The organism is Bacillus sp. FSL K6-3458 (assembly GCF_038005045.1).
Taxonomy (GTDB): Bacteria; Bacillota; Bacilli; order Bacillales; family Bacillaceae; genus Bacillus; species Bacillus altitudinis.
The window spans coordinates 1,958,759-1,985,438 of record NZ_JBBOSI010000001.1; the positions used below are offsets into that span (position 1 = coordinate 1,958,759).

Sequence of the window (26,680 nt, forward strand, 5' to 3'; positions counted from 1 at the left end):
ATATTTTTAAGGAGAAGTTAAACTAAAAGCCCTTTCCAAATTGTCGATCTTGTAATATATTTGTCATAAAGTTGTAATGTAACGTTTTGTGAGAGTCACTCGACAAAAATAAGTGAACGGAGGGGTTTCCTATGCATGAAACCTTTCAAAAAATATATGATTCGTACCATCAAGATTTGTACCAATTTTTATTTTATATGGTAAAAGATAAAAATCAGGCAGAGGATCTCGTTCAGGAGGTTTACATTCGGGTACTTCACTCATATAAAACTTTTGAAGGAAGAAGCAGCGAGAAAACATGGCTGTTTTCAATTGCAAGGCATGTGGCAATTGACTGGTTTCGCAAACAGCAAACCATCAGACAACGGGTGCTCGGCACGTTTGATTGGGATAAACAGGATGTAAAAGATCCAGACCTGCTCCCAGATGAATTGGCTGTACAGGATGAAAATATCAAAGAAATTTATGCCGCGCTTGATCATTGCACCATTGATCAACGAGCCGTCATCATTTTAAGGTTTATCCAAGGCTACTCAATCATGGAGACGGCCAAGGCGCTAAAGTTCTCGGAAAGCAAAGTCAAAACAACGCAGCACCGAGGCCTGAAAGTGCTCCGAAAACATATGGAGCTTTTGAAGGAGGAGCTAGTGAATGAAAACGAACAGGTCCAATTGGAGCGAAGAACGAATTAAAGTATTACTCAGTCAGCTTCCAAAGGTGGAGGACAACCGTTCATCTAAGCAGATTTACCAGCAAATGCTGATGGCAAGCGGGAAGAAAAAGAAAAGTGCCAGATGGATCGGTCCAGCGGTCGCAACCGTTGTGGTCTTATTTATGGCGTTTTTGATTTCTCCTCATTTATTTCAGCCGTCTGCTCAAGATATAAAGAAAGTGAAAATGGACTCGAGTGCTGAAAAAGGACAGGTGAATGCTACATTAGAGGCAGTAAAAAACACAAATGATCCTTCACATGTTGCTTACGCATCTGACAAAGAAAAGTATATGACGATTTCATACATAGATGAATCGACTTCTCAAGTTGTCCCAATCAGTATTCAAAAAGAAAATAAGCATGATGATGTGCAGGCGCTTCTTGATACATATGAAAAACTGGAGCTGCCTGAAATGACAAAACCTCTTCAAGCCTATATGGATATGGTGGATGTGAGTGAAAAAGGGGACACGCTGATTTTTCAGCTGAAAAATGATTTGTCTCTTGATACATTAAAAGAAGCCAATCGTTTTAAAGACATGGTCAAAGAAACGTTAAAATGGAGCCAATATAAACAAGTACAGGTCAAGTCTGTCAATGGCTCGCACCTTCAATTAGGGACGAATGGCCGTCTTGGTACCATTTCAATTAATAAACAAACAAAGCACGCTTACTACGTTTTAGAAAATAAGAGCGGGACATTTTTGGTGCCGTCAAAAGATGATTATCCTTCTTATAAAGATGCGGTAGAGGCGATGAAGCGGGCGAATGATGCAGGACTCGATCCACTCATTAAAGAAGAGCCTATTCAAAAGGTGACATCAAAAGGAAAACATGCAACCATCACGTTTGGAGCATCAGCACAATTAACGGACTCAATTGATCATATTTTACTTATTGAAGGACTGCTGCTCACAGCGAAAGATTTCGGTTTTACAGATGTCACGATACAAAATGCAGGAACAGATCAAGTAGGCCCATATGAATTAAAAGAACCGCTAGAGGTACCGGCACTGCCAAACCCAGTTGTTATCAAAGAACGCTAAAGGACGCAACTTATTGCGTTCTTTTTTCATGTATAGAAAAGGGCTTCCTTGAGGTATACTAAGCTGTCATGAAAAGAACTTCAAAGAAGGGAAGTCACTGATGAAAAGGTATTGCTACATATGTGCTAGCTGTTTCTTGTTCTTGACCTTATCACCGTTTGCCCATGCAGAGAAAACAACTGAGTGGGTGGAACCAATCAAAGGTGAAGTCACTGATTTGTTTGGGACAAGAGGTGGTTCGCATAAGGGGTTAGACATTGCTGCACCAGAAGGAGAATCCATTTTGGCTGCTAGCGAAGGTGTGGTTACTCGTTCCTATGTATCTGCTACATATGGAGAAGTTGTATTTATTCGGCATCCAAATGGATATGAAACCGTCTATGCGCATTTAAATGCGCGTTTTGTGAAGAATGGTGACCATGTACAAACAGGACAGCCGATCGGCATCATAGGCAACACAGGCGCTTCTAGGGGCACTCATTTGCATTTTGAGGTGCACAGGGGTCATTGGTCAGTTAGTAAAGAAGATGCAGTAGATCCGCTCACAATCATTGCAAGAGATCGTTTCCAAGAGCCAGCCCTTCATGTAGATGGATATGAGAAACATACATATGTCATACAACAAGGGGACACGCTCTGGTCCATTGCTAAAGCACATCAAATGACCGTTGATCAATTGAAAAAAATCAATGCACTGACAACGCATCTCATACGTACAGGTGAACGTTTAATCGTTTCAACAAAATAAACCTCATGCTTTTGCATGAGGTTTACCATTTTTTATAGGTCAATCAGACGTACAGAAAGAATATCGCTTACTTCAGTTAACGTTTGGACAATTTCATCTTCAAGGTGCTTGTCAAAAGAAAGCATCATGATGGCTTCGCCGCCTTTTTCTTTACGGCCTACTTGCATTGTCGCGATGTTCACATCGTGGTCGCCTAAAATCTTTCCAACTTGACCGATCACACCAGGTGCGTCAGTATGCTGAATATAGACAAGGTGCCCATCTGGGTAAAAGTCAATATTGAAACCATTAATAGAAACGACACGTTCACCTAGATGCGGGATATACGTTGCTTTTAATGTAAAGGTGGAAAGGTCACCTTTGACTTCAATGGAAATGCTGTTCTCATAACCAGATTCGCTTGAAGAAATTTTCTCGCTAAAGCTAATCCCGCGTTCTTTTGCCACCATACCAGCATTGACTTCATTTACAGTCGAATCGACACGCTCTTTCAAAAAGCCAGAAAGCAGACTTTTTGTAATAAATGATGTTTCGAGTTTTGCGATAGATCCTTCATATGAAATGCTGACTTCTTTTACAGGTTCTCTCATCGATTGAGAAACAAGACGTCCAAGTTTTCCCGCAAATTGATGATAAGGCTGGATTTTTTTGAACTCGTCTTTTGTCATCGCTGGTAGATTAATAGATGACATGACCGGGAGTCCTTTTGCAAATTGAAGGACTTCTTCAGAGACTTGTGCCGCCACATTTAATTGTGCTTCTTTTGTAGATGCACCAAGATGCGGAGTGGCAATGACGTTTGGATGATCCACAAGTGGATTCTCAGTAGGTGGTTCTACTTCAAATACATCGAGTGCAGCCCCTGCGACATGTCCATTTTCAAGTGCTTCAAGAAGGTCGCGTTCGTCAATGATGCCGCCGCGTGCACAGTTCACTAGACGAACACCTTTTTTCGTTTTTGCGATTGTTTCTTTATTGAGAAGTCCTCTAGTTTCTTTTGTTAAAGGTGTATGTACCGTAATAATATCTGATACTTCAAGCACTTCATCAAGTGATTTTGCATTAACACCAATTTTTTCGGCACGTTCTTTTGTGAGGAAAGGGTCGAATACGTTGACCGTCATGCCAAATGCTCTTGCACGCTGGGCGATTTCACTTCCAATTCTGCCTAAGCCAACAATCCCAAGAGATTTTCCGTAAAGCTCAGCACCAACATATGCGCTTCTGTTCCATTCTTTTGATTTCACAGAAATATTCGCTTGAGGAATATGACGCATGAGAGATGAGATCATCGCAAACGTATGCTCTGCCGTTGAAATCGTATTCCCATTTGGCGCATTGATGACAATCACACCATGTTTTGTCGCTTCATCAATGTCAATGTTGTCGACTCCCACCCCGGCACGGCCAACAATTTTTAATGAAGTCATTTTTTCATAAAGTTCTTTTGTCACTTTTGTGGCACTTCTGACAAGTAAGGCATCAAACGTGTGTAATTCATCTTCTGCTTCTGTTACATTTTTTTGAACAATTTCAACAAAATCTGATTCTAATAGTGGTAAAAGACCATCATTGCTCATCTTATCTGAGACTAATACTCGAAACATCGTAAGATTTCCTCCTAAAATAAACGTCATAAATATCTGATAATTTACCATATTCCTTTTCACTGTGTCAATCAAATTAAAGCAGTAAAGCGAAAAAGAAAACACGAACATTTTTTAGTGTCTTGATCAAGAATGGACACCTTTAAACAAAAGATAACCAATTTTTACGCATTTGTCATTATAAATTTTAGGTTTTTTACGATTTCTTAAAACTGATGAATTTGCTCAGGATTTTTATCTGTACAAATGCTCATATATCATATATAATGATGTCGAATTGAATAATGATCAATCTTCGGGGCAGGGTGTAATTCCCTACCGGCGGTGATGAGGCATAGTCTCTAAGCCCGCGAGCCTTTTTTGGCAGGATTCGGTGTGATTCCGAAGCCGACAGTATAGTCTGGATGGGAGAAGATGGAGGTTCGTAAACGTTGAAAACATGTCTGTTTATACGTTTATTTGTGTAGCCTAAATTTCCCGCTCCTGTGTATGTATTCAGAGCGGTTTTTTTGTGGCTAAAATTGAACAATCCTCTTTTCGAAAGATTTGATCGAAAAGGAGAGAGAATATTGAATCAAAGTAAAGTAAAACGTTTAGTTGTCATCAGCATGCTTAGCAGTATCGCATTTGTATTAATGTTATTGAATTTCCCTTTCCCTGGGCTTCCTGGGTATTTAAAAATTGATTTTAGTGATATTCCTGCGATTATTGCAATTTTAATTTATGGGCCAGGTGCTGGGATTGCTGTTGAAGCTTTAAAGAACCTACTGCACTACCTCATTCATGGTAGCATGTCCGGTGTTCCTGTGGATCAAGTAGCGAATTTTACAGCAGGTGTACTATTCATCTTACCGGTGGCTTTTATTTTTAAAAAGATTAAATCAGCAAGAGGGTTAGCGTGGTCCATGATTCTCGGAACATTACTCATGACAGTCATGATGAGCATCTTAAACTATTTCTTGTTCCTACCTGCTTATACATGGTTTTTGAATGCACCCGTCCTGTCAGATCATGTGCTAAAGGCAACCATTACAGCAGGGATCTTGCCTTTTAACCTGATTAAAGGAATCATCATCACCATCGTCTTTAGTTTCATTTTTGTCAAAATGCGTCCATGGTTTGAAAATAAACGCCGACTTCAAAATAGTTAATATAAAAAAGCCCCTTTTAAAGGGGCTTTTATCCTATTCATGCTTAAGTGGATCACCATCGAAAGTTTCGTCCGCAACTTTAATTGAGTCAGTTGGGCAACCTTCAAATGCATCAAGCATATCTTCTTCAAGTACTTCTGGAACTTCTACAGTCCCCTGATTGTCATCAAGCGTGACAAATGCAATGCCTTCATCATCATAATCATAAATGTCTGGAGCAGCTGCACCGCATGCGCCGCAAGCAATACATGTGTCTTTGTCTACAATTGTATATTTTGCCATGTTAAAAAAATACCTCCCAGATTGTTCGATGGAACAAATGGTTTAACCTTTTTAGTTTCACCGATAAAAAACCAATTTCCTCAAACCTTATTGTAATGATTTTAAATTCACATTTCAACTGTAAAGTGATTGAGAATGCTTATCACATAAGGGTTTGTTCATAACTTTCCCCCATTAATTGAGTTTAAACATTTCTTCTTCAATGAAATCTGTTAAAATGAAGGGAGAAAATATTCGAATTTTGTCAGGAAGACAGGTGCTTTGGTCAATGACGATTCATTACTTGGATGTCATGTTGATGGACAGCGTACATAAATTGAACGGCGAACGCTCCATTAGTGCTGTCTACCATCTCTTTAAAGGAAAAAAATCATCTCAAACGATACAGGATGCAAGTTTGTTTCAGCTTTCTAGCTACTTCGGCTGCTACCCAGCTTTTACGAGGGATCAGCTGAACCGCTCTGTACAAAGGCTAAAAGAGCAGCACTTAATCAGAAAGACAGGGGATACATTCATTGCCACAGATGCAGGAATAAGTATGCTCAGTCAGTGTTTCACTGAAAAACCGATGCCAGTTTATTTTAATGGTGCCAAGTATCATGATAAAGCAAAGGTGTTATGGATGAGGCTGTCTTTAATTGTGCAGGTCCTTTCGCATCATGCAGCGCGATCACAACACTATGTGCCGATTCAAAGAGATATATCGGTTCAAAACTGGACGAAATCCTTCTTCTCGCAATATCACCAGAAGAAAAAGCTTTCTGAAGATATCCATCATGAGCTTGAAACACTTCTTGCTCATTTAACTGATCAAGAGGCACTGCTTTTTGTTTATTCATTGACTTCCAATGAAAGAATCGGACGGACGTACCAGCAAATGGCGGAATGGATGAAAGAAGATGTATGGTATGTTTACTTGCTTTTTTGGAATGTGCTCCATTATTTTATTCAATGTGCGCAAAAAGGTGAGGCACCGATCATCCAGCGAATGATAGATGATCTTCAATTCAAACGTGTGCTGACCACCTCTACCCATAAAACGCTTGAGCTTGTACAAAAAGGGTTCAGTATTGATCAAATTGCTCATATTCGTTCATTAAAAAAAGCGACAATTGAAGATCATATTGTGGAGCTCTCGATACATGAGCCGAGTTTCTCGATCGAACCGTATGTCAGCAGTGAAGCTCAAAAGGCGATACATGAGGTAGCCGGTCAGCTCCAAACCAACAAGATGAAGCTGATCAAAGAAAGTCTCGAGCATTCATTTACTTATTTTCAAATACGATTGGCATTGACAAGGATGGTGAAAGCAAGTGGATAAGCTTCATCAGACGCTGATGCGATACTTTGGTTATGATGCCTTCAAAACAGGTCAGGAGGACATTATTCGAAGTGTACTTCAACAAAAAGATACGGTTGCCATGCTTCCTACTGGTGGCGGGAAGTCACTTTGTTATCAAATTCCGGGCTATTTGACAGATGGGTTAGTGCTGATCATTTCACCTCTTTTATCACTCATGGAAGATCAAGTGGAACGCATGAAAATGCGCGGTGAAAAGCGAGTGGCTGCGCTTAACAGTACACTGTCTTTTCAAGAAAGAAGACATATTATTCGGCATTTGCCATCATATAAATTTTTATTTGTCGCACCTGAGGCGCTTATGTCAGAGGTATTGTTAGAGCAGCTCAAAGCGATGCATGTGGGGCTATTCGTTGTAGATGAAGCCCACTGTATATCGGAATGGGGACATGATTTCCGCCCGGAATACTCCAAGCTTGGGGAATGGAGAGAAGCGCTCGGCAATCCTGTCGCCTTAGCACTAACGGCAACTGCAACGAAACAAACCTTAAAAGATACTGTGCAAACGTTGCGGCTAGAGCATCCAGATGTTCATATTCATTCAGTCAACCGGCCGAATATTGCACTATTAAAAGAGGCACATGAAACGAAAGAAGCAAAAGAGAAACGAGCACTGGAGCTTGTGGAAACCCTTCAAGGGCCTGGGCTGATTTATTGTCCGACCCGGCAAATGACAGAAGATATTTCACGTTTGGTGAAACAAAAAACGCATCAACGTGTAGAGTTTTATCATGGTGGAATGGAGTCAGGAGACCGCATGCTGATCCAGCAGCAATTTATCAGTGGTCAAATTGATCTCATTTGCTGTACAAGTGCTTTTGGAATGGGAATTGATAAAGCAAATATACGCTTTGTGATTCATATGAGTCCGCCTCAGTCAATTGAAGCATTTATGCAGGAAATTGGAAGAGCTGGACGGGACGGGAAAAATAGTGTGAGCGTTCTTTTATATACAGAAGAGGATGCGGATATTCAAAGTCATTTGATTCAAGCAGAAGGTTTTGATGATCCAGAAATTGATTTTTTCTTATCTCGAGTATCACAAATGCCGATAAATGATGAAAAGAAATTACGTGAACAATTGATGGAAGCAGGGCTTCAGGAGACGCGTGCGCGAATGCTCTCGCATTATTACAAGATGTACCAAACTGAACAGCCCCGTTTGCTCATGAAGAAGCTGAAAGAAAAGCTGCAGGATAGACAAACAGAAAAGCTAAAAAAAGTGTGGCAGTTTAAAGAGCATATCACTGGCCATCGCTGCTTTAGGCAATCTCTGTTATCATACTTTGATGAGCAGCTTGATCTAACGGAGGACGCTTCCTTTGGGAACTGCTGCTCTTCATGCGGACTTGACCTGTCTGATTATGAAAAAAAAGATCAACCATTGGAGCTGAATGAAATGAAACACTGGAAGACCGAGCTGGATCGTCTGTTTCACCTGACAAAAGAGGCGCAGCATTGATTGAACAACATCGCCGTATTATTGAAAAATTAACCGATCGACAAGTAGTAGAACAGTTGTATTTCACACAGCTGCTCATGCTGATTGTCTCTTTTTTACTAGGGATGTTTATGTTTGATCATTGGACTGATTTTACAGCCTTATGGCAGATCCGAGATATGCGTATCCTGACTTACGGAATTGGCGGCGCTTTGCTTGTGATTATTGTCGACGCTATTGTCATGAAGGTGTTTCCGGCTCATATGTATGATGATGGCGGATTAAATGAAAAAATGTTCAAAAACCGCAGCATTCTGCATATTGTTTGGTTAACGCTGCTCATTGCCTTTTCAGAAGAAATTTTATTTCGCGGGATCGTTCAGCAGCAATTTGGACTGGAGATTGCAAGCATTGTGTTTGCACTTCTTCACTTTCGCTATTTGTCAAAAATACTCTTGTTTATCCTTGTGGTTTCTATTAGTATTTTTTTAGGACTTTTATACGAGTGGACAGGGAATTTATTCGTTCCTGTCATGACACACTTTGTCATTGACCTAGTCTTTGCATGTCAAATTCGTTTTAAATATTGGGGGAGGGATGAACATGGAAGAAATGTCGAGAATGAAGAGAAAAAAGCAGCAGCTGACAAACATCCATGATGATGATGTAGAGGAAAATCTTGAAGAAGAAAAAGTGCATCCTTCAGATGACTCTCACTTTCCTACACGAGAAGATTTTCATGAATATAAAAAGCAGCGAACCAAAAAGGTGCGTAATCCATTGTTTACGACACTGGCTATTATCTTTCCTATTATTGTCGTCACGGTTTTCTTCCTGTTGATTTATTACACATCAAAGGAAATTAACGATAACAACAATCAAGGTGTTTATATTGATAAAACATCGAGTGCTGACACAGATCCAGTCCCGTCAGCACTTGTTGACACAAAAAATGATTCAAGCGCTGACAAAGCGGATGCGTCTGATGATGAGAAGAAAAAGAAAGATGCTGATAAAGAAAAGCAGCGTTCAAAAGAAAAAGCAGAGCAAAAGAAAAAAGAACAAGCCGCTAAAGAGAAGGCTGAGCGTGAAAAGGCCGAAGCTGCAAAAAAGCGTGAGCAGCAACAGCTCGCTCTTCAAAAACAGCAGGAAGAGAAAAAGCGAAAAGAAGCAGAAGAGAAGAAGAAGCAGGAAGAAAAGCCTGTTCGTGTCGTGCAGCATACTGTTGGACCAGAGGAAAACTTGTATCGAATTTCCATGAAGTATTATCAAAACCGATCAGGGGAAGAGAAAATTCGAGCTTACAATCATTTAAAAGGAAATAGCGTGTACAGCGGACAAGTATTGAATATCCCATTAGAAAATTAATATTTGACATGAATGAATCGAAAAGCACATACATATGTAGAAAAAAGGGACAAGGGTGTATGTGATGACTTTGCACGCAATCAGCCGCTATATGGATCAGCCGACACAGAAAATGATTGAAACATTGATCAAAAGGAAACGCAAATACGAGGGATTTGCAAAACAATGCAAAAGGTGGCAATGGACAGCCCTTTTATCACTTGCGATTCTTCTGTTTTATTTTGTGATAACAGCTAATAGCGGGGGCTCCCTGCAGCCGGAAGCGATGATTGCCACATTGCTTGGCCATGAGGTGTTTCTGTTTTGGATCATGGCTGAAGTGTTTGCTTTTTACGCATCGTATTATTATAAGAAAAAAGAAGAAAAGGCTGAGGATGAATATCATAAGCTCAGATGTGAAATTATACAGAAAAGCACAGATTTATGGCCTCAATCAAATCAGTGGAAAGAGCGCGAGGCCGTTTTTCACTTCATGCAGACGCAATATGACATCAACCTCTATTATGAAAGTAAATAAATGAGCAAAAGACGTTTAAACAGTTGAAACGTCTTTTTTCATTCAAGCGTCCTATAAAAGAAAGCTGATACAAGGGAGTCATTCATAATGAAATATGCCATCGGATTTACTGCTGCCATAGCCGCTGTGACAACAGGTGTGTGTGTAACAGCGAAAATGGTGAAAACGGCAAAACAAAACAACATCAAAAAGCATTACTTTACAATAGAAGGACTTCAGTCAGATCGACCTGCAGTCATTTTCTTTATTTCTGATACCCATCGCCGTCTAATTAGTGATACTTTATTAGCGGAAGTAGAAGAGCAGCAGCCTGATGTCATTATGATCGGCGGGGACTTAGCTGAAAAGGGAGTCCCTTATGCTAGAGTCGAAGAAAATGTGAAACGTTTAGCAAGGATTGCCCCGGTGTACTTTGTGTGGGGGAATAACGACCATGAGCTGCATCAGCAAAAACTCAAAGACCTCCTCCATACCTATCAGGTGACGACATTGCAAAATGAGACGGCTGTGTGGGATTTTGAAGGACAGCCCATTAAAATAGGCGGAATCGATGATATCAGGCTTGAAAAAGCAGATTATGAAGCGATACGGCCGGAGTTTGTCAAAGAAGACGTGAATATCCTTTTATCACACAACCCAGATGTGCATCACTTGATGAGTGAAGAAGAGGGAATTGATCTTGTTTTGAGCGGTCATACCCATGGGGGTCAAATTCGCATTGGGAAATTTGGTCCGTATGAAAAAGGAAGAACAGGCCAAGTCAAAGGTGCTTTCTTTCTGATTAGTAATGGTTACGGAACAACAAAGATCCCGATGCGTCTTGGAGCAGAACCAGAAACCCATCTGATCTATTTAATGCCGCTAAAAACGCGCTAAGTTGATGCCCCATCAATATTTTCCATAAAAGTCACCGTAAGCATAGCTTCATGCTTGTCTTCCGTCTTGACACAGTGTAAACTGAATACAAAATTAAGAACCTATGACTCATCATCTCATATACTACAGTATGATGTGTGTTAGAAGAGGCAGGAGGGAACGTTATGCGGCTAGAGCGTCTGAATTATAATAAAATCAAAATTTTTCTCACACTAGATGATCTGACAGACCGAGGTCTTACGAAAGAAGACCTTTGGAAAGATTCGTTCAAAGTTCATCAGCTGTTTAAAGACATGATGAACGAAGCGAATCAGGAGCTCGGTTTTGAAGCGAATGGACCGATTGCAGTTGAAGTATTTTCTCTTCAGGCGCAGGGGATGGTCGTCATTGTGACAAAGAGTCAGCAGGAAGATGCTGATGATGAGTTTGATGAAGATTACATTGAGATGCAAGTCAAGCTCGACGAGAGCAAGCATGTGCTCTATCAATTTGCCTCGTTTGAAGATGTGATTCAACTGTCCCATAGTTTAAGTCGTATTGGACTTTTGGGGGGGACAGTTTACCATTATGAAGGTCAATATTTTCTCAGCCTAGATGATTTCGAAGAACTGTCTGCAGATACGGTCATTTCTATTTTAGCGGAGTTCGGTTCTCCGACGACATTAACCATTCACCGGTTAAAAGAATACGGAAAAGTGATCATGCAGGAAGATGCAGTGAAAACGATTCAACTGTATTTTTAATCACTTTTTTCTATTATATTTAATACTGTTGTGATGAAACAACAGTATTTTTTTATATCCATTTTTATATTTATAAACGCTGATATTTTATTTTGATAAAAAACGCTTTTTACCTTTGCTTTACCAGTACGAAGGTGTATACTATTGCTTGAAAGGGAGCAGTAGATCATGAAAGATTTCTAGGGGGTTTATTTTAATGGCAGCCGATCAAAACGCCGCTCATAACGCAGAAGATAAGCTAGATGTTTTAAAGTCAACTCAAACCGTCATACATAAAGCGCTTGATAAATTGGGCTATCCGCAAGAAGTGTATGAATTGCTGAAGGAGCCAATTCGCCTATTAACGGTCAAAATTCCAGTACGTATGGATGATGGATCGGTGAAAATTTTCACTGGTTATCGTGCGCAGCATAATGATGCTGTCGGTCCAACAAAAGGCGGAATTCGATTCCACCCGAACGTTACTGAAAAAGAAGTAAAAGCGCTTTCAATTTGGATGAGTTTAAAATGTGGTATTGTGGATCTTCCTTATGGCGGAGGAAAAGGCGGTATTATCTGTGATCCAAGAGAAATGTCATTTAGGGAGCTTGAAAAACTAAGCCGCGGATATGTTCGCGCAATTAGTCAAATCGTTGGACCAACAAAAGATGTTCCAGCGCCAGATGTGTTTACAAACTCTCAAATCATGGCATGGATGATGGATGAGTATTCTAGAATTGATGAATTTAACTCGCCAGGATTTATTACAGGAAAACCAATTGTTCTTGGAGGCTCACATGGACGTGATACTGCAACGGCAAAAGGTGTAACGATCTGTATCAAAGAAGCGGCGAAGAAAAAAGGAATTGACATCAATGGGGCTCGTGTTGTCGTTCAGGGATTCGGAAATGCAGGAAGTTACTTGGCTAAATTTATGTATGATGCCGGAGCGAAAATCGTAGGAATTTCAGATGCTTACGGCGGTTTGTATGATGAAGATGGTCTCGATATTGACTACTTGCTTGACCGACGTGACAGCTTTGGAACCGTCACTAAATTATTTAATGATACAATTACAAACCAAGAGCTGCTTGAGCTAGATTGTGATATCTTAGTACCTGCAGCCATTGAAAATCAAATTACAGAAGATAATGCGGCGAACATTAAAGCCAAAATTGTCGTAGAAGCAGCAAATGGACCAACGACATTGGAAGGGACAAAAATTCTTTCAGATCGTGGTGTACTGCTTGTTCCAGACGTACTTGCAAGTGCGGGTGGAGTGACTGTTTCTTACTTTGAATGGGTTCAGAATAACCAAGGGTTCTACTGGACAGAAGAAGAAGTAGAAACTCGTTTAGAAGATATGATGGTGAAATCATTTAATAATATTTATGAAATGGCGCAAAACCGCCGTATTGATATGCGACTAGCAGCATATATGGTCGGTGTACGTAAAATGGCTGAAGCTTCTCGATTCAGAGGCTGGATTTAAGCGACTTATTTGCATCGCGCCTTAAAATCTCCTATCCTTAAATAGGAGATTTTTTTATGGAATCATGCAAAGAATCAAACAGCCCAGCAATTGTTATTGCAGTGAAACGACAGGAGTGGAACAAATGAAACAAGAAAAAGCGATCATAATAGGAGGCGGCCCGTGCGGTCTATCAGCTGCCATTGCATTCAAGCAAATTGGGATTGATGCACTTGTGATTGAAAAGGGCAATGTGGTCAACAGTATTTATCATTACCCTACACACCAAACCTTCTTCAGTACAAGTGAAAAGCTTGAGATCGGTGACGTCGCTTTTATTACTGAAAATCGGAAACCCGTTCGTATTCAGGCGCTTTCCTATTACCGAGAGGTGGTCAGGCGAAAAAGCCTTCGTGTGAATGCTTTTGAAAAGGTAAACGCTGTGACGAAAAAAGATGGCCGTTTTACGGTAAATACATCAAAAGACGACTATACATGTGACTATGTTGTGATTGCAACTGGCTACTATGATCATCCTAACTATATGAATGTAAAAGGGGAAGACCTTCCTCATGTGTATCATTATTTTAAAGAAGGACACCCCTACTTTGATAAAGATGTGACGGTGATCGGCGGGAAGAACTCTAGTGTTGATGCTGCCCTGGAACTTGTGAAATGCGGAAGCAGGGTGACGGTTTTATATAGAGGAACTGAATATTCATCCAGCATCAAACCTTGGATTTTACCAGAGTTTGAAGCGCTTGTTCGAAATGGCACCATTCGAATGGAGTTCGGTGCAGAGGTGAAGGAAATCACAGAACAGGATATTGTCTTTACAAACCAGCAGGGCCAAACGGATCGAGTGAAAAGTGATTATGTGTTTGCGATGACAGGTTATCATCCTGATCATTCATTTTTAGAAAAAATGGGTGTAACAATCGATCCAGAATCAGGCCGCCCAGCATTTGATGAACAAACAATGGAAACAAATGTAGAAGGTATTTTCATTGCAGGGGTCATTGCAGCTGGTAACAACGCCAACGAAATTTTCATTGAAAATGGAAGATTTCATGGCGGGTTAATTGCAGAAGAAATCAACAAAAGAATCAACGGGTAAAAAAAGAACTGGGTCCTTCTAAGGGATTCAGTTCTTTTTTATGTAAATTGGGATTATATAGAAGATTATTTTTGGGAAAATGGGCTCGAGTCATATAAAAAAGGGGTGATTCGTGGTACGATAATAAAGGATAATGTAGGGAAAGAGGTCTGATTATGATCGCAATCATTTCAGCAGGTTTAGCTCCCGGCATCGCACTTTTAAGTTATTTTTATTTGAAAGATCAATACGACAATGAGCCGGTTCATATGGTCATCAGATCTTTTATGCTAGGTGTCATACTTGTGTTTCCAACCATGTTTATTCAGTATGTCCTCCAAGAGGAAAATATCGCCACGAATCCTATCGTGATTTCATTTGTGACATCGGGTTTTTTAGAAGAATCATTAAAGTGGTTTATTTTAATGGTCAGTGTCTATGCGCATGTACAGTTTGATGAACACTATGACGGGATTGTCTATGGAACAAGTGTCTCGCTTGGATTTGCGACACTTGAAAATATTTTGTACTTAGTGGGTCATGGGGTAGAGTACGCGTTTACACGTGCCTTGCTGCCTGTATCAAGCCATGCTTTATTTGGTGTGGTGATGGGATTTTATATAGGTAAAGCTCGCTTCTCTGATAAAAAAGAGCAGCGAAAATGGCTGATTCTCTCTTTAATACTTCCTATCCTTTTTCATGGCTTATATGACTTCATTCTTCTCGGCATGAAAAATTGGGGATATATTATGTTGCCGTTCATGATTTTTTTATGGTGGTTTGGTCTGCGGAAAGCCAAAAAAGCCCGTGCGGTGAAGATGGTACAAATTTAAATTGGAAAACGTCCTATACGTCTTTAGGGCGTTTTTTGTCTTTTCCATCCAATTCCCTCCTGTGATGAATGTATAAAAATAGGGATCGGAAGAAACATATATTCAAACATCAAAAGTACAGGAGGATCAAATATGGACAAAGCTCGTTTCATGAAACAAATCGTCCTTATCTTCTCAATTGTTCTGCTCGCGTCTTCATTGATGACAGCTGAAAAAAGTGAAGCTTTCACGAATCAAGTGATTCAGCGGGGAGCTACAGGAGAAGATGTCGTCGAGCTCCAGGCAAGGCTCCAATACAATGGTTTTTACAATGGAAAAATAGACGGGGTGTATGGCTGGGGAACTTACTGGGCCGTGCGCAATTTTCAAAGCCAGTTTGGTGTAAAGAAAGTCGATGGACTCGTAGGGGAAAAAACAAAAAACCTATTAGTTCAAAAGACGAAATACTATAAAGAGTTTGTGCAGCAACAGCTGCAAAAAGGGAATCAGTTTACGCATTATGGCGGGAAACCTCTTGATCAGCAAACAAAGGCTCCTGCGCAAAGAAACACGCAAAAAAAGACAGCACAAGGTGCAAAAGAGAATCAAAAAAGTCAAAGCGGAGGAAACAGCTCGTCTGGAAAGCAGTCAGGAAATGGTCAAGCAAATCAAACGCCGAAACAAACAGCAGCCAACATGCCAGGTGGTTTTTCAAGCAATGACATTCAGCTTCTTTCACAAGCTGTTTATAGTGAAGCGAGAGGTGAACCTTATGAAGGACAGGTAGCGATCGCAGCCGTCATCTTAAACCGTTTAAACAACCCGACCTTTCCAAACACGATTGCTGGTGTCATTTTTGAACCGCTTGCGTTTACTGCTGTAGCAGATGGACAATTTTATATGGCACCAAATGAAACCGCTAAAAAGGCAGTATTTGATGCCATTAATGGCTGGGACCCATCTGAAAGCGCCGTTTATTACTTTAATCCTGATACAGCAACAAGCCCATGGATTTGGGGAAGACCACAAATTAAACGAATCGGGAAACATATTTTCTGTGAATAAAAAGAGGTGTAAATAAATGATCAGAGGAATATTGATTGCTATTTTAGGAATTGCTGTCATCTCAACAGGATACTGGGGCTATAAAGAGCATCAAGAAAAAGATGCAGTACTGCTTCATGCAGAGAACAACTATCAAAGAGCCTTCCATGATTTAACATATCAAGTCGATCAGCTGCACGATAAACTTGGCGCAACACTTGCGATGAATAGCCAAACATCTATATCTCCAGCACTGGCAGATGTATGGAGAATGTCATCAGAAGCGCATAACAATGTCAGTCAGCTTCCGCTCACATTGATGCCTTTTAACAAAACAGAAGAGTTTCTAGCGAACGTCGGTGACTTTAGCTACAAATCGTCACTTAAATCTTTATCAGATGAACCATTAAACAAAGATACACACAAAACCATTACCACTTTATATGATCAAGCGGCAGATATTCAAAACGAACTTAGACAAGTGCAGCATCTCGTACTCAACAAAAATTTAAAATGGATGGATGTTGAAATGGCACTGGCTGATGGAGATCGAAAAAACGACAACACCATCATTGACGGATTAAAAACCGTTGAAAGAAATGCTGATGCGTTTGCAGATGTTGATCTTGGCCCTACAAATGTGTCAACTGAATCAGAAACGCAAGGCTACAATCACTTAAAAGGGCAAAAGATTTCAAAAAAAGAAGCGATTCGCATAGCCCAGCAATTTGCGCCTGACCATAACAAAGATTTTAAGGTGAGAAAAAGTGGGAGTAAAACGAACCGTGATGTCTACAGCCTGTCAATGTCTGACCCAGACAACCGGGCAAACTTTTATTTAGACTTGACTGAAAAAGGCGGCCATCCTGTCTATCTTCTTCAGAACCGTGAAGTGAAAAAACAAAAAATCAGTTTAAATGATGCCTCAGAAAAAGCACTAAGTTTCTTAAAGAAGCATGGATTCGATACTGAATCATTTCATTTAGATGAGAGTGCGCAATTTGATAATATCGGCGTATTTACCTATGTACCTTTACAGAATAACGTATTGCTTTATCCAGATAGTATTCGAATGAAAGTCGCTTTAGATGATGGTGAGGTTGTGGGATTCTCAGCGAAAGACTATTTAATGAATCACAGAAAACGTGACATAAAAGCACCAAAGATTTCTCGAAAAGAAGCTGAAAAGACCTTAAATAAACATGTGAAGATCGAGGATACACATGTAGCTCTTGTTCAAAATGATATGTCAGAGGAAGTTCTCTGCTATGAGTTTTTAGGAACCATTAAAAACGACACGTACCGAATGTTTATTAATGCAGATACTGGAAAAGAAGAAAGAGTAGATAAACTAAAAAATGCAGAACCTATATATAAAGACCTATAGAAAAGGGAGCGAGGAAAAGGCGAATAAGCCTTTTCCTTTTGTTTTATACATGGTTTAATATAAGAGAGGATACGATTTCACAGATGAAAAGAGTGATGAGGAATGTTACAAATAGGGGATGCAATCACAATTGAGTATGTCAATGAGAACAAAGAAGTAAAAACTGCAAAATCGAAAGTTTTGGAAAATAATAACGATGATATTTGCATTAATTATCCAGCTGATAAAGAAACGGGGCGCACGATCTATTTAAATCAAGAAACAGAAATCACCGTCTTCTTTTTCGATGAAAATCAAATTCCATACAAATGTACAAGCAAAGTCATTGGGAAAAGAAAAGAAGATATCCCGATGATTGTCGTTTCGATTCCGCCAAAAGAAGAAATGATTCGGCTTCAGCGAAGAGAATATCTTCGAGTGGATACGATGGTGAAAGCGTCCATTACGCAAAATGGTGAAGAAACCTTCGACACATTTATTGTCAATATGAGTGCTGGCGGTGTAGCAATTGCTGTTCCAGAAGGTGTCTCACTAAAAGAATATGGCGAGGTCGTCACAGAGTTTGAACTTTCACTTAAAGAACCAGTGAAAATTAAAGCGATTGCAGAAATGAATCGTGTTTATCAAGATGAACAGACGGGGAAAACAAGAGCGATCATGGAATTTACTGAAATCACAAACGACCACCAGCAACACATCATGAAGTATTGTTTCCAGCAGCAGCTTCTAACACGTGTGAAAAAAGTATAAGAATAAAGGTTGTCAAAAGCTTCCATACTAGAGAGAAAGAATCTAGCGTTGGAGGCTTTTTGTATGAAAACAATGGAAAGATGTCTATTCAAAGCAGTGCTCATTCAGCTCATTCTGCTTTTGGCGGTTCAGGTCACCCTTCACTTGACGAAAGGAGAACTATTTTTGTCAAAAGTCGTACAATACGAGGGTGTGAATAACATGAGCATTGAAGATTGGATTGAGACATTTAAGCAAAAGGATTGATAGAAAATTCCCCCGTTTGAGCGGTGATCGTGTTACAATTCATAAGGGAGATTCAATCAAGGAGAGGTATTATGAAAAAGAAATTATCTATCGCAATTGACGGTCCTGCTGCAGCAGGAAAAAGCACTGTGGCAAAAATTGTCGCAGCGAAAAAATCATATATTTATATCGATACAGGTGCGATGTACCGCGCAATTACACTTGCAGCACTCAATCAAGGCGTAGACCTTGAAGACGAACAGGCACTTGATGCGTTATTGAAAAACACAGTCATTGAACTTGTGTCAACTGACGAAGGTCAAAAAGTACATTTAGACACGATCGATGTCACAGAAGATATCAGAACAGACCGCGTAAGCAATCAAGTCTCTGTTGTTGCAAAGCATCGAGCTGTTAGGGAAGAAATGGTCCGCAGGCAGCAAGAGCTGGGGAACCGAGGCGGTGTCGTCATGGATGGAAGAGACATTGGCACGCATGTTCTTCCAGATGCAGAAGTGAAAATTTTCTTGCTTGCGTCAGTAGAGGAAAGAGCAAAACGTCGTTTTGAAGAAAATCAGAAAAAAGGCTATGATGTCAACTACGATCAGCTGATCGAAGAGATTGCAAGACGTGACAAGCTTGATTCTGAGCGGGAGGTATCACCGCTGAAGAAAGCAGATGATGCCATCGAAATTGACACGACTTCCCTTTCTATTCAAGAGGTTGCAGGTAAAATTTTAGATGCAGCAGAGCGTGTAGAAAAACAGTAAGAAATTTTAGAAAACTTTTATAAGTTAGAGGTTTATCTCTTGACAAACAAGGTCTTTTATTAGAAGTTTATACTAATACTATTTTTATTGATCATTCAAGCAATTCTGTTGATTTGAATGTTTCTATAATACATATTCGGCTGGCAATCATCATGCTAAGGACACATATTCACCCAGTCGTTTTAACTAAGCTGTGTAGGTTTGGACCAAGGAGGTTATCGAAATGACAGAGGAAATGAATCAAATCGATGTTCAGGTACCAGAGGTTGGAGATGTAGTGAAAGGGATTGTTTCTAAAGTTGAGGACAAGCATGTCAATGTAGATATCGTCAATGTGAAACAACCTGGGATCATCCCAATCAGTGAATTATCAAGTCTTCACGTTGAAAAAGCATCAGATGTCGTGAAAGATGGCGACGAGTTAGAGCTTAAAGTAACAAAGGTCGAAGACGATGCTTTGATTTTATCGAAACGTGCTGTTGATGCAGACCGCGCTTGGGAAGACCTAGAGAAAAAGTTTGAAACAAAAGAAGTATTTGAAGCAGAAGTAAAAGACGTTGTCAAAGGTGGTCTAGTGGTCGACATTGGTGTTCGCGGATTTATTCCTGCGTCTCTTGTTGAGGCACACTATGTAGAAGACTTCACTGACTACAAAGGAAAAACACTCTCGCTTGTTGTGGTAGAGCTTGACCGCGAAAAAAACCGCGTGATTCTATCGCATCGTGCAGTCGTTGAGCAAGAACAATTAGACAAGAAGCAAGACTTCCTGCAAAAGCTTGCAGTAGGCAGTGTGATTGATGGAAAAGTGCAGCGCCTGACTGACTTTGGTGCATTTGTTGACATTGGCGGCATTGATGGATTAGTTCACATTTCTCAACTATCCCATGCGCATGTCGAAAAGCCATCTGACGTTGTTGAAGAAGGACAGGAAGTGAAAGTCAAAGTACTTGCTGTTGACCGCGATAACGAACGTATCTCACTATCTATTAAAGAAACATTACCAGGACCTTGGAGCCAAATTGGTGAAAAGGTAAAACAAGGTGATGTTCTCGAAGGAACCGTTCAACGTCTTGTGAGCTTTGGAGCATTTGTTGAAATTCTGCCAGGTGTAGAAGGACTTGTGCATATTTCCCAAATTTCACACAAACATATCGGTACTCCTCAAGAAGTCCTTGAAGAAGGGCAGACTGTGAAAGTGAAAGTGCTTGATGTCAATGAAGATGAAGAGCGCATTTCACTTAGCATTCGTGAATTAGAAGAGAATCCTGAAAAACAAATCGAAGAGGATTACCGTCAATATCAGGCGAAAGAAGAAAATACAAGCGGATTCCAGCTTGGTGACCTGATTGGTGATAAACTCAATAAACTAAAATAATTTGGTGATCAAAATTGACGCGAGCAGAAAGAAAGAAACAGCATATTGAGCATGCTTTGTCGACTGGCCAGCATGCAGCAACAGGTTTACAAGATGTTTCCTTCGTTCACGCCAGTTTACCAGATCTTGCGACATCACAAATTGATACACATACGACAATTGGCGGACTGACTTTCGGTTCGCCAATTTTTATCAATGCAATGACTGGTGGAGGCGGAGAATCGACCTATGAGATTAATCGCTCTTTATCTATCGCAGCGAAGGAAACCAATATTCCAGTAGCAGTCGGATCACAAATGGCTGCACTGAAAGATGCAGACGAACGTCGTACGTATGAAGTGGTTCGAAAGATGAATCCAGATGGACTCGTTTTTGCCAATTTGGGCAGTGAGGCGACAATTCAGCAAGCACGGGATGCCGTTGACATGCTGGGGGCAAACATGCTTCAAATTCACTTAAACGTGATTCAAGAGATTGTCATGCCTGAAGGAGATCGTGATTTCAGAGGTGCTGTTGAGCGGATCTCAGCCATTGCTGAATCAATTGAGGTGCCTGTTGTCGTCAAAGAAGTTGGATTTGGGATGAGTAAGGAAACAGCAAAGAAATTATTTGATGCTGGAGTTGCTGCTGTTGATGTAGGTGGATTTGGGGGAACGAATTTTTCTAAAATCGAGAACCTGCGCCGTCAAAAAGCACTTCGCTATTTTGACCAGTGGGGAATTCCAACTGCAGCGAGTCTGGCTGAAGTACATACAGCCTTTCCAGATCAAACCGTCCTAGCTTCTGGAGGCATTCAAGATGCACTTGATGTGACAAAATCAATTGCTCTTGGTGCGTCTGCCGTTGGATTAGCCGGCTTTTTCTTAAAATCCCTGACGAGTGGAGGAGAAAAGGGCCTCATCTCTGATATCATTGATCTACAAGATGATGTGAAGATGTTGATGACAGTACTTGGCATGAAAACAATTGAGGAGCTAAGGCAAGCTCCGATTGTGCTTACAGGGGAAACAAGTCATTGGCTGAAAGAAAGAGGCGTGGATACTACGTACTATAGTTTAAGAAATAAGAAGACAAAGGACTAAATGAAATGTAGCCCTTTGTCTTCTTTTCAGCGTGAAAGAAAACTTTTTTTGTCTATGAAAGAAAGCTACTTTTTGCGGAGCGAATTTGACATTCGTGAGCACCAATGCGCAGGACTGACACTGAATGCGAGGGTTTGTCTGCACGCTGAGACATGTGGTAATCACATGTCTTTTTTTATTGATTTCTTTTGCGAGCGTCTTCCGGGCCTTCTAAAGTTGTTGCCCCTTTGTGATGAATGGATTGATCGCGATCAGATTCAACTCTTCTTGACGCCTTTAGGCGTTTTTCCTGTCTATCCTTACCCATCATACATCCCTCCTCAATTATTAGGGTGTCACCTCTTGTTTATTTCATGCAAATCCCGCACCTTCTCATACGTTTAAAAACTGGAGATTTTCCCATAATGTAATTGAGGTGATGAGGGTTGGAGGCATTGTACTATTATTGGTCAATATGGTTCGTTTGGATTATGGTGACATTTATCATGGAGAAAAGCACGTGGCGCAATGTGCTGGGCGTATGTGTTCTCATTCATATTATATGCAGTCATGTCATGGTTTCTATTTTGGACATTAGGATCAATGCAGGATTTTTGATGACCTTTTTATATGCTTGCATGTCATTCGTGATCTTTCGGCCTGCTCATCGAATTATGCGAATCATGCAATTAGGTTCCATGGTCAGTGCGTATGCCTTTTTTATGATTTTTGCATTATATGATCCAGTTTGGTTCACGATAATAAAGGTGGACTGGGTTGTATTTGCCTTGCTGATCTTGATGTGTTTAACATATGGGCATCAGTTAACGGAACGGATCACTTTATGGATGATGGCTATATGTCTGGGGGAAGCCCTTTATGCGCTTACGATTCATCGCCTCACATCTTCCATTGTCATAGGAGATCTCTCGTTTCTTTCCATGGCTGTTCAAGGAGCTGTCTTTCTATTAGGTGTAGGTCAGCTTGAAAAACTCTTGAACACCCGTTCATCTAGAAAACCAGTAAAAGGGGCTGCAAAATCAACATGACGGATTACACGTTTCCTGTGATTATTGGTGTCATCTTTGGGATGGCGGCTAGGCTTTATATGTTAAGAACTGATTATCGGCAATATCCCACATATATTCATGGACAAGTGATTCACATTGCGCTAGGTTTTATCGCATCAGGGCTTGGTGCTATTATTATGCCTGCGCTGATCCAGGAAGAATTCACTGCAATTACCTTTCTGACGCTTGCAGCCACGCAATTTCGTGATGTGCGTAATATGGAAAGAAATACATTGACCCAAATGGATTCGTATGAGCTTGTCTCACGAGGCAGTACATATATCGAAGGCATTGCGATCGCCTTTGAAAGTCGAAATTATATTGCCATTCTTACTGCCCTTATTACAACGACCGCCTGTATTTTCTTTTCGCTCGTCGTTGGGACCGTGGTCGGTATTCTTTGTTTTTTCATGGCAAAACTATTAATGTCAGGGAGCCAATTAAAGGATATCGTGAATATTCAAAAAGGGGAACTGCGTTTTGACGGCGCAGGACTTTACGTAAATGATATTTACATTATGAATATCGGGCTGCCTGAAAAGCAAAAATTGATTTTAGAGCATGGAATGGGGTTCATCTTGACTCCGAAGAATTTTAACTCGGCCACAACCATCGCAAACCTTGGGCAGCGGCAAGCTATCTTATTTGATTTATCCAACGTGCTTGGTGTATACCGAGATTCTGGTGAACCATCGCTTTGTCCGCTCGCAAAACGTGATCTGAATAATGGCACACTTGGCGTATTCATTTTACCGCAATGGCAGCGTGAAGATTTAGCTGTCCGTGTATTAGAAGAGGTGCCTATTTTAGAAAATGCCATTAGAATGCCGACAGATTTCATTAAAAAGAAAGTGAGGTAATAGGGCATGGCGAACACCATTGAACAATTTATATTGGCTGTGGCGACAACAAATAAAGAGCGGGTCATTGGCGGAACAGCTGTTTTTTTCTGTGAAAATAAAGAAGAGCTCGACATGTATGCCATGAATTTAGAGGCCATTTTAGATGGAATTGCACACGGCATCGGAGAAGATCTTTACTTGATCGTCAAACATTTTTAAGTTATTCATTGTGGTCTGATTAAAAATTGATATAATATATAAGTTGAACCCTTCATGTTTGAAGGGTTTATTTCATAAAACTGAATGAAAATTATAAATCCCGGTTGAAACATGATGATGAACATATTGAATCGCGGCTGGATTGAAAGGAAGGGTACTATGGGTAAACCTGTCGTAGCCATTGTTGGAAGGCCCAACGTTGGAAAATCTACAATTTTTAATCGAATCGCAGGCGAAAGAATATCGATTGTAGAAGACACACCTGGTGTAACAAGAGATCGAATCTATAGCTCTGCTGAATGGTTAAATTATGACTTTAATTTAATAGATACTGGTGGAATTGATATTGGAGATGAGCCGTTTTTGGCGCAAATTCGCCATCAGGCTGAAATCGCAATGGATGAAGCGGATGTTATTATCTTTATGGTCAATGGAAGAGATGGCGTCACATCTGCGGATGAAGAAGTCGCAAAAATTTTATATCGCACAAAAAAACCTGTCGTACTTGCTGTCAATAAATTGGACAACCCTGAAATGAGAAGCGACGTGTATGACTTTTATGCACTTGGATTTGGCGAACCGTATCCGATTTCTGGAACGCACGGGCTCGGTCTAGGTGATCTGCTTGATGCTGTCGCAGAGCATTTCAAAAACTTACCAGATACACAGTATGATGAAGAAGTGGTCCAGTTCTGCTTAATCGGCCGCCCAAATGTAGGGAAATCCTCTTTGGTGAATGCGATGCTCGGTGAAGAACGTGTCATTGTCAGCAACATCGCTGGTACAACAAGAGACGCTGTAGATACAATGTTTACGTACAATCAACGTGACTTTGTCATTGTCGACACAGCCGGTATGAGAAAAAAAGGGAAAGTATATGAAACAACAGAGAAATACAGTGTACTCCGTGCGTTGAAAGCCATTGATCGATCGGATGTTGTCGCTGTTGTTCTTGATGGTGAAGAAGGCATTATTGAACAGGATAAACGTATTGCCGGCTACGCACACGAAGCGGGTAAAGCCGTTGTGATCATTGTGAACAAGTGGGATGCTGTTGAAAAAGACGAGCGTACAATGAAGGAATTTGAGCAAAACATTCGCGAGCATTTTCAATTCCTTGATTATGCACCTGTCTTATTCATGTCTGCTCTTACGAAAAAGAGAATTCACACGTTAATGCCAACAATCATTACCGCTAGTGAAAATCATGCGATGCGCGTTCAAACTAACATTCTAAACGATATTATCATGGATGCCGTAGCAATGAACCCAACGCCGACCCATAACGGACAGCGTCTGAAAATTTACTATGCAACACAAGTGGCGATCAAACCGCCGTCCTTTGTTGTGTTTGTAAATGATCCAGAACTTATGCACTTTTCTTATGAGCGTTTCCTAGAAAACCGAATTCGAGATGCATTTGGTTTTGAAGGAACACCAATTAAAATATTTGCGAGAGCGAGAAAATAAAAAGGGTGAGCAGGATGAAGAAAATTTCAGTACTTGGAGCAGGGAGCTGGGGAACAGCTCTTGCGCTTGTATTAGCTGATAATCATCATGATGTACACATGTGGGGACATAGACAAGAATTAATTGATCAAATCAACGAGAAACATGAAAATCATGATTACTTGCCTAATGTTGCATTGCCAGCGTCTATTCAAGCGACAACAGATATGAAACAGGCACTAGAAGGGACAGATGCGATTATTGTCGCTGTGCCAACAAAGGCTATTCGAGAAGTATTGAAACAGGCCAATGAGTTCATTACGTCAAAGGTGCCATTTGTTCATGTCAGTAAAGGAATTGAACCAGATACGCTTCTTAGAATTTCTCAAATGATTGAACAAGAAGTCCCAGAAGCGAAAAGGGAAGCAGTGGTTGTCCTGTCAGGACCAAGTCACGCTGAAGAAGTTGGCTTGCGTCATCCGACAACTGTGACTGTCTCGTCAGAAAATATTGAAGCAGCTCAATTTGTTCAAGATTTGTTCATGAACAATAATTTTAGAGTGTACACCAACCCTGATGTGATTGGGGTGGAAATTGGCGGGGCGCTGAAAAACATCATCGCTCTTGCGGCAGGGATCACAGACGGACTCGGATATGGCGATAATGCGAAAGCAGCGCTCATCACAAGGGGTCTTGCTGAAATCGCCCGCCTCGGCACAAAAATGGGAGGAAACCCTCTTACGTTTGCCGGATTAACAGGTGTTGGAGATTTGATTGTCACATGTACAAGTGTTCATTCGCGTAACTGGCGCTGCGGGAATTTACTCGGTAAAGGATATAAGCTCGAAGAAGTGCTTGAAAAAATGGGGATGGTTGTCGAAGGCGTCCGCACAACAAAAGGCGCTTATCAGCTCTCCAAAGAATACAAGGTCAGCATGCCGATTACAGAGGCTCTTTACGGCGTCCTATTTGAAGGGAAAAAGGTTGACGATGCTGTAGAATCCTTAATGGCACGTGTGAAAACACATGAGATGGAAGACCTTGTGAACATGTTCGAAAACCAAACAAAGTAATTGGAAGACTGAACTTAGGCGTGTAGAGGATGCAAGAAGGGAAAGACTTGCATAACATAACAATGAAGTTTGAATAGAGCTTTGCCTCTACAGAATGAGGAAAAATAGTCGACCTAATGACTGAAGCAGAGTCCCCCTCTTTGCTTCAGTTTTTTTATTCACTTTTTTCTGAATGATTGGAAAAATGATTGATATTTTACTTAATT

The 26,680-nt window shown here is 40.6% G+C and carries 29 protein-coding genes and 1 riboswitch; of the genes, 26 read left to right on the top strand and 3 right to left on the bottom strand.

Going from position 1 to position 26,680, the window contains the following annotated elements; all coding sequences use genetic code 11:
* Positions 1-131: 131 nt before the first annotated feature.
* The 3 genes from sigX to MHH23_RS10530 all read left to right on the top strand — a co-directional run bounded on the left by sigX (position 132) and on the right by MHH23_RS10530 (position 2,506).
* Entirely contained in the window at positions 132-692 is a 561-nt protein-coding gene (gene sigX / locus MHH23_RS10520; RefSeq protein ID WP_007501006.1) for an RNA polymerase sigma factor SigX, read from the top strand.
* Complete coding sequence (locus MHH23_RS10525) at positions 652-1,758, top strand: sigma X negative regulator (protein ID WP_340959462.1); 1,107 nt, start codon at positions 652-654, stop codon at positions 1,756-1,758. The genes sigX and MHH23_RS10525 overlap by 41 nt, the downstream gene beginning before the upstream one ends.
* Positions 1,759-1,858: 100 nt before the next feature.
* On the top strand, positions 1,859-2,506 hold the full coding sequence (locus MHH23_RS10530; protein ID WP_340959463.1) for a M23 family metallopeptidase: 648 nt from the start codon (positions 1,859-1,861) through the stop codon (positions 2,504-2,506).
* Between the two features lie 32 nt (positions 2,507-2,538).
* On the opposite strand, the gene serA is transcribed toward MHH23_RS10530, so the two are convergent.
* Complete coding sequence (gene serA / locus MHH23_RS10535) at positions 2,539-4,113, bottom strand: phosphoglycerate dehydrogenase (protein WP_340959465.1); 1,575 nt, start codon at positions 4,111-4,113, stop codon at positions 2,539-2,541.
* A gap of 287 nt (positions 4,114-4,400) precedes the next feature.
* Positions 4,401-4,533, top strand: a riboswitch (FMN riboswitch).
* 149 nt (positions 4,534-4,682) lie between these two features.
* Here serA and MHH23_RS10540 point away from each other — a divergent pair.
* Positions 4,683-5,264: an ECF transporter S component gene (locus MHH23_RS10540; protein WP_008344490.1), complete on the top strand. Its 582-nt coding sequence runs from the start codon at positions 4,683-4,685 to the stop codon at positions 5,262-5,264.
* A gap of 33 nt (positions 5,265-5,297) precedes the next feature.
* On the opposite strand, the gene MHH23_RS10545 is transcribed toward MHH23_RS10540, so the two are convergent.
* Positions 5,298-5,546, bottom strand: a complete 249-nt coding sequence (locus tag MHH23_RS10545) for a ferredoxin (protein WP_008344492.1) — start codon at positions 5,544-5,546, stop codon at positions 5,298-5,300.
* A 268-nt stretch (positions 5,547-5,814) separates the two neighbouring features.
* On the opposite strand from MHH23_RS10545, the gene MHH23_RS10550 reads away from it, so the two are divergent.
* The 17 genes from MHH23_RS10550 (at position 5,815) to fni (ending at position 21,842) form a co-directional block, all read left to right on the top strand.
* Positions 5,815-6,867 (top strand): helix-turn-helix domain-containing protein, encoded by a 1,053-nt coding sequence (locus MHH23_RS10550; RefSeq protein WP_340960140.1) that lies wholly within the window; start codon positions 5,815-5,817, stop codon positions 6,865-6,867.
* Positions 6,860-8,368: a RecQ family ATP-dependent DNA helicase gene (locus MHH23_RS10555; RefSeq protein ID WP_340959466.1), complete on the top strand. Its 1,509-nt coding sequence runs from the start codon at positions 6,860-6,862 to the stop codon at positions 8,366-8,368. Before MHH23_RS10550 ends, MHH23_RS10555 begins: the two co-directional genes overlap by 8 nt.
* Positions 8,365-9,006, top strand: coding sequence for a CPBP family intramembrane glutamic endopeptidase (locus tag MHH23_RS10560; RefSeq protein WP_017359770.1), 642 nt, complete (start codon positions 8,365-8,367; stop codon positions 9,004-9,006). The genes MHH23_RS10555 and MHH23_RS10560 overlap by 4 nt, the downstream gene beginning before the upstream one ends.
* Positions 8,951-9,715: a LysM peptidoglycan-binding domain-containing protein gene (locus tag MHH23_RS10565; RefSeq protein ID WP_039963980.1), complete on the top strand. Its 765-nt coding sequence runs from the start codon at positions 8,951-8,953 to the stop codon at positions 9,713-9,715. The genes MHH23_RS10560 and MHH23_RS10565 overlap by 56 nt, the downstream gene beginning before the upstream one ends.
* Positions 9,716-9,779: 64 nt before the next feature.
* Positions 9,780-10,232, top strand: coding sequence for a DUF2663 family protein (locus MHH23_RS10570; protein ID WP_007500988.1), 453 nt, complete (start codon positions 9,780-9,782; stop codon positions 10,230-10,232).
* An 87-nt stretch (positions 10,233-10,319) separates the two neighbouring features.
* On the top strand, positions 10,320-11,108 hold the full coding sequence (locus MHH23_RS10575) for a metallophosphoesterase (RefSeq protein ID WP_061419508.1): 789 nt from the start codon (positions 10,320-10,322) through the stop codon (positions 11,106-11,108).
* A gap of 164 nt (positions 11,109-11,272) precedes the next feature.
* Positions 11,273-11,851 (top strand): genetic competence negative regulator, encoded by a 579-nt coding sequence (locus MHH23_RS10580; RefSeq protein ID WP_007500984.1) that lies wholly within the window; start codon positions 11,273-11,275, stop codon positions 11,849-11,851.
* Between the two features lie 196 nt (positions 11,852-12,047).
* Entirely contained in the window at positions 12,048-13,322 is a 1,275-nt protein-coding gene (locus MHH23_RS10585; RefSeq protein WP_007500982.1) for a Glu/Leu/Phe/Val family dehydrogenase, read from the top strand.
* Positions 13,323-13,446: 124 nt separating this feature from the next.
* The gene (locus MHH23_RS10590; protein ID WP_024718498.1) at positions 13,447-14,418 is read left to right on the top strand and encodes a YpdA family putative bacillithiol disulfide reductase; all 972 of its coding nucleotides are present in this window, start codon (positions 13,447-13,449) and stop codon (positions 14,416-14,418) included.
* Positions 14,419-14,573: 155 nt separating this feature from the next.
* A complete protein-coding gene (gene prsW / locus MHH23_RS10595; RefSeq protein WP_008344507.1) occupies positions 14,574-15,230 on the top strand; it encodes a glutamic-type intramembrane protease PrsW in 657 nt (218 codons plus the stop codon).
* 132 nt (positions 15,231-15,362) lie between these two features.
* Positions 15,363-16,274 carry a spore cortex-lytic enzyme gene (gene sleB / locus MHH23_RS10600; protein WP_041091660.1) on the top strand — a complete coding sequence of 304 codons (912 nt, stop codon included), beginning with the start codon at positions 15,363-15,365 and terminating at the stop codon, positions 16,272-16,274.
* Between the two features lie 16 nt (positions 16,275-16,290).
* Positions 16,291-17,640: a germination protein YpeB gene (ypeB, locus tag MHH23_RS10605; RefSeq protein WP_008344510.1), complete on the top strand. Its 1,350-nt coding sequence runs from the start codon at positions 16,291-16,293 to the stop codon at positions 17,638-17,640.
* Between the two features lie 102 nt (positions 17,641-17,742).
* Entirely contained in the window at positions 17,743-18,390 is a 648-nt protein-coding gene (locus MHH23_RS10610; protein WP_007500975.1) for a flagellar brake protein, read from the top strand.
* A 63-nt stretch (positions 18,391-18,453) separates the two neighbouring features.
* Positions 18,454-18,636: a YpfB family protein gene (locus MHH23_RS10615; RefSeq protein ID WP_116307086.1), complete on the top strand. Its 183-nt coding sequence runs from the start codon at positions 18,454-18,456 to the stop codon at positions 18,634-18,636.
* Positions 18,637-18,707: 71 nt separating this feature from the next.
* A complete protein-coding gene (gene cmk, locus MHH23_RS10620; protein ID WP_017359766.1) occupies positions 18,708-19,385 on the top strand; it encodes a (d)CMP kinase in 678 nt (225 codons plus the stop codon).
* Between the two features lie 223 nt (positions 19,386-19,608).
* Entirely contained in the window at positions 19,609-20,760 is a 1,152-nt protein-coding gene (rpsA, locus tag MHH23_RS10625) for a 30S ribosomal protein S1 (RefSeq protein WP_008344519.1), read from the top strand.
* A gap of 14 nt (positions 20,761-20,774) precedes the next feature.
* Complete coding sequence (fni, locus tag MHH23_RS10630) at positions 20,775-21,842, top strand: type 2 isopentenyl-diphosphate Delta-isomerase (RefSeq protein ID WP_340959471.1); 1,068 nt, start codon at positions 20,775-20,777, stop codon at positions 21,840-21,842.
* Positions 21,843-22,017: 175 nt separating this feature from the next.
* On the opposite strand, the gene MHH23_RS10635 is transcribed toward fni, so the two are convergent.
* On the bottom strand, positions 22,018-22,149 hold the full coding sequence (locus MHH23_RS10635; RefSeq protein WP_008344525.1) for a YpzI family protein: 132 nt from the start codon (positions 22,147-22,149) through the stop codon (positions 22,018-22,020).
* Positions 22,150-22,276: 127 nt separating this feature from the next.
* Between MHH23_RS10635 and MHH23_RS10640 the strand changes: the two genes are divergently transcribed.
* The 5 genes from MHH23_RS10640 (at position 22,277) to MHH23_RS10660 (ending at position 26,474) form a co-directional block, all read left to right on the top strand.
* Positions 22,277-22,870: a YphA family membrane protein gene (locus MHH23_RS10640; protein ID WP_418202139.1), complete on the top strand. Its 594-nt coding sequence runs from the start codon at positions 22,277-22,279 to the stop codon at positions 22,868-22,870.
* The gene (locus MHH23_RS10645) at positions 22,867-23,751 is read left to right on the top strand and encodes a YIEGIA family protein (RefSeq protein ID WP_007500964.1); all 885 of its coding nucleotides are present in this window, start codon (positions 22,867-22,869) and stop codon (positions 23,749-23,751) included. Before MHH23_RS10640 ends, MHH23_RS10645 begins: the two co-directional genes overlap by 4 nt.
* 6 nt (positions 23,752-23,757) lie before the next feature.
* Complete coding sequence (locus MHH23_RS10650; RefSeq protein ID WP_008344527.1) at positions 23,758-23,952, top strand: capping complex subunit for YIEGIA; 195 nt, start codon at positions 23,758-23,760, stop codon at positions 23,950-23,952.
* 159 nt (positions 23,953-24,111) lie between these two features.
* On the top strand, positions 24,112-25,422 hold the full coding sequence (gene der / locus MHH23_RS10655) for a ribosome biogenesis GTPase Der (RefSeq protein ID WP_008344528.1): 1,311 nt from the start codon (positions 24,112-24,114) through the stop codon (positions 25,420-25,422).
* A 14-nt stretch (positions 25,423-25,436) separates the two neighbouring features.
* On the top strand, positions 25,437-26,474 hold the full coding sequence (locus MHH23_RS10660; RefSeq protein ID WP_039165750.1) for an NAD(P)H-dependent glycerol-3-phosphate dehydrogenase: 1,038 nt from the start codon (positions 25,437-25,439) through the stop codon (positions 26,472-26,474).
* Positions 26,475-26,680: the final 206 nt, after the last annotated feature.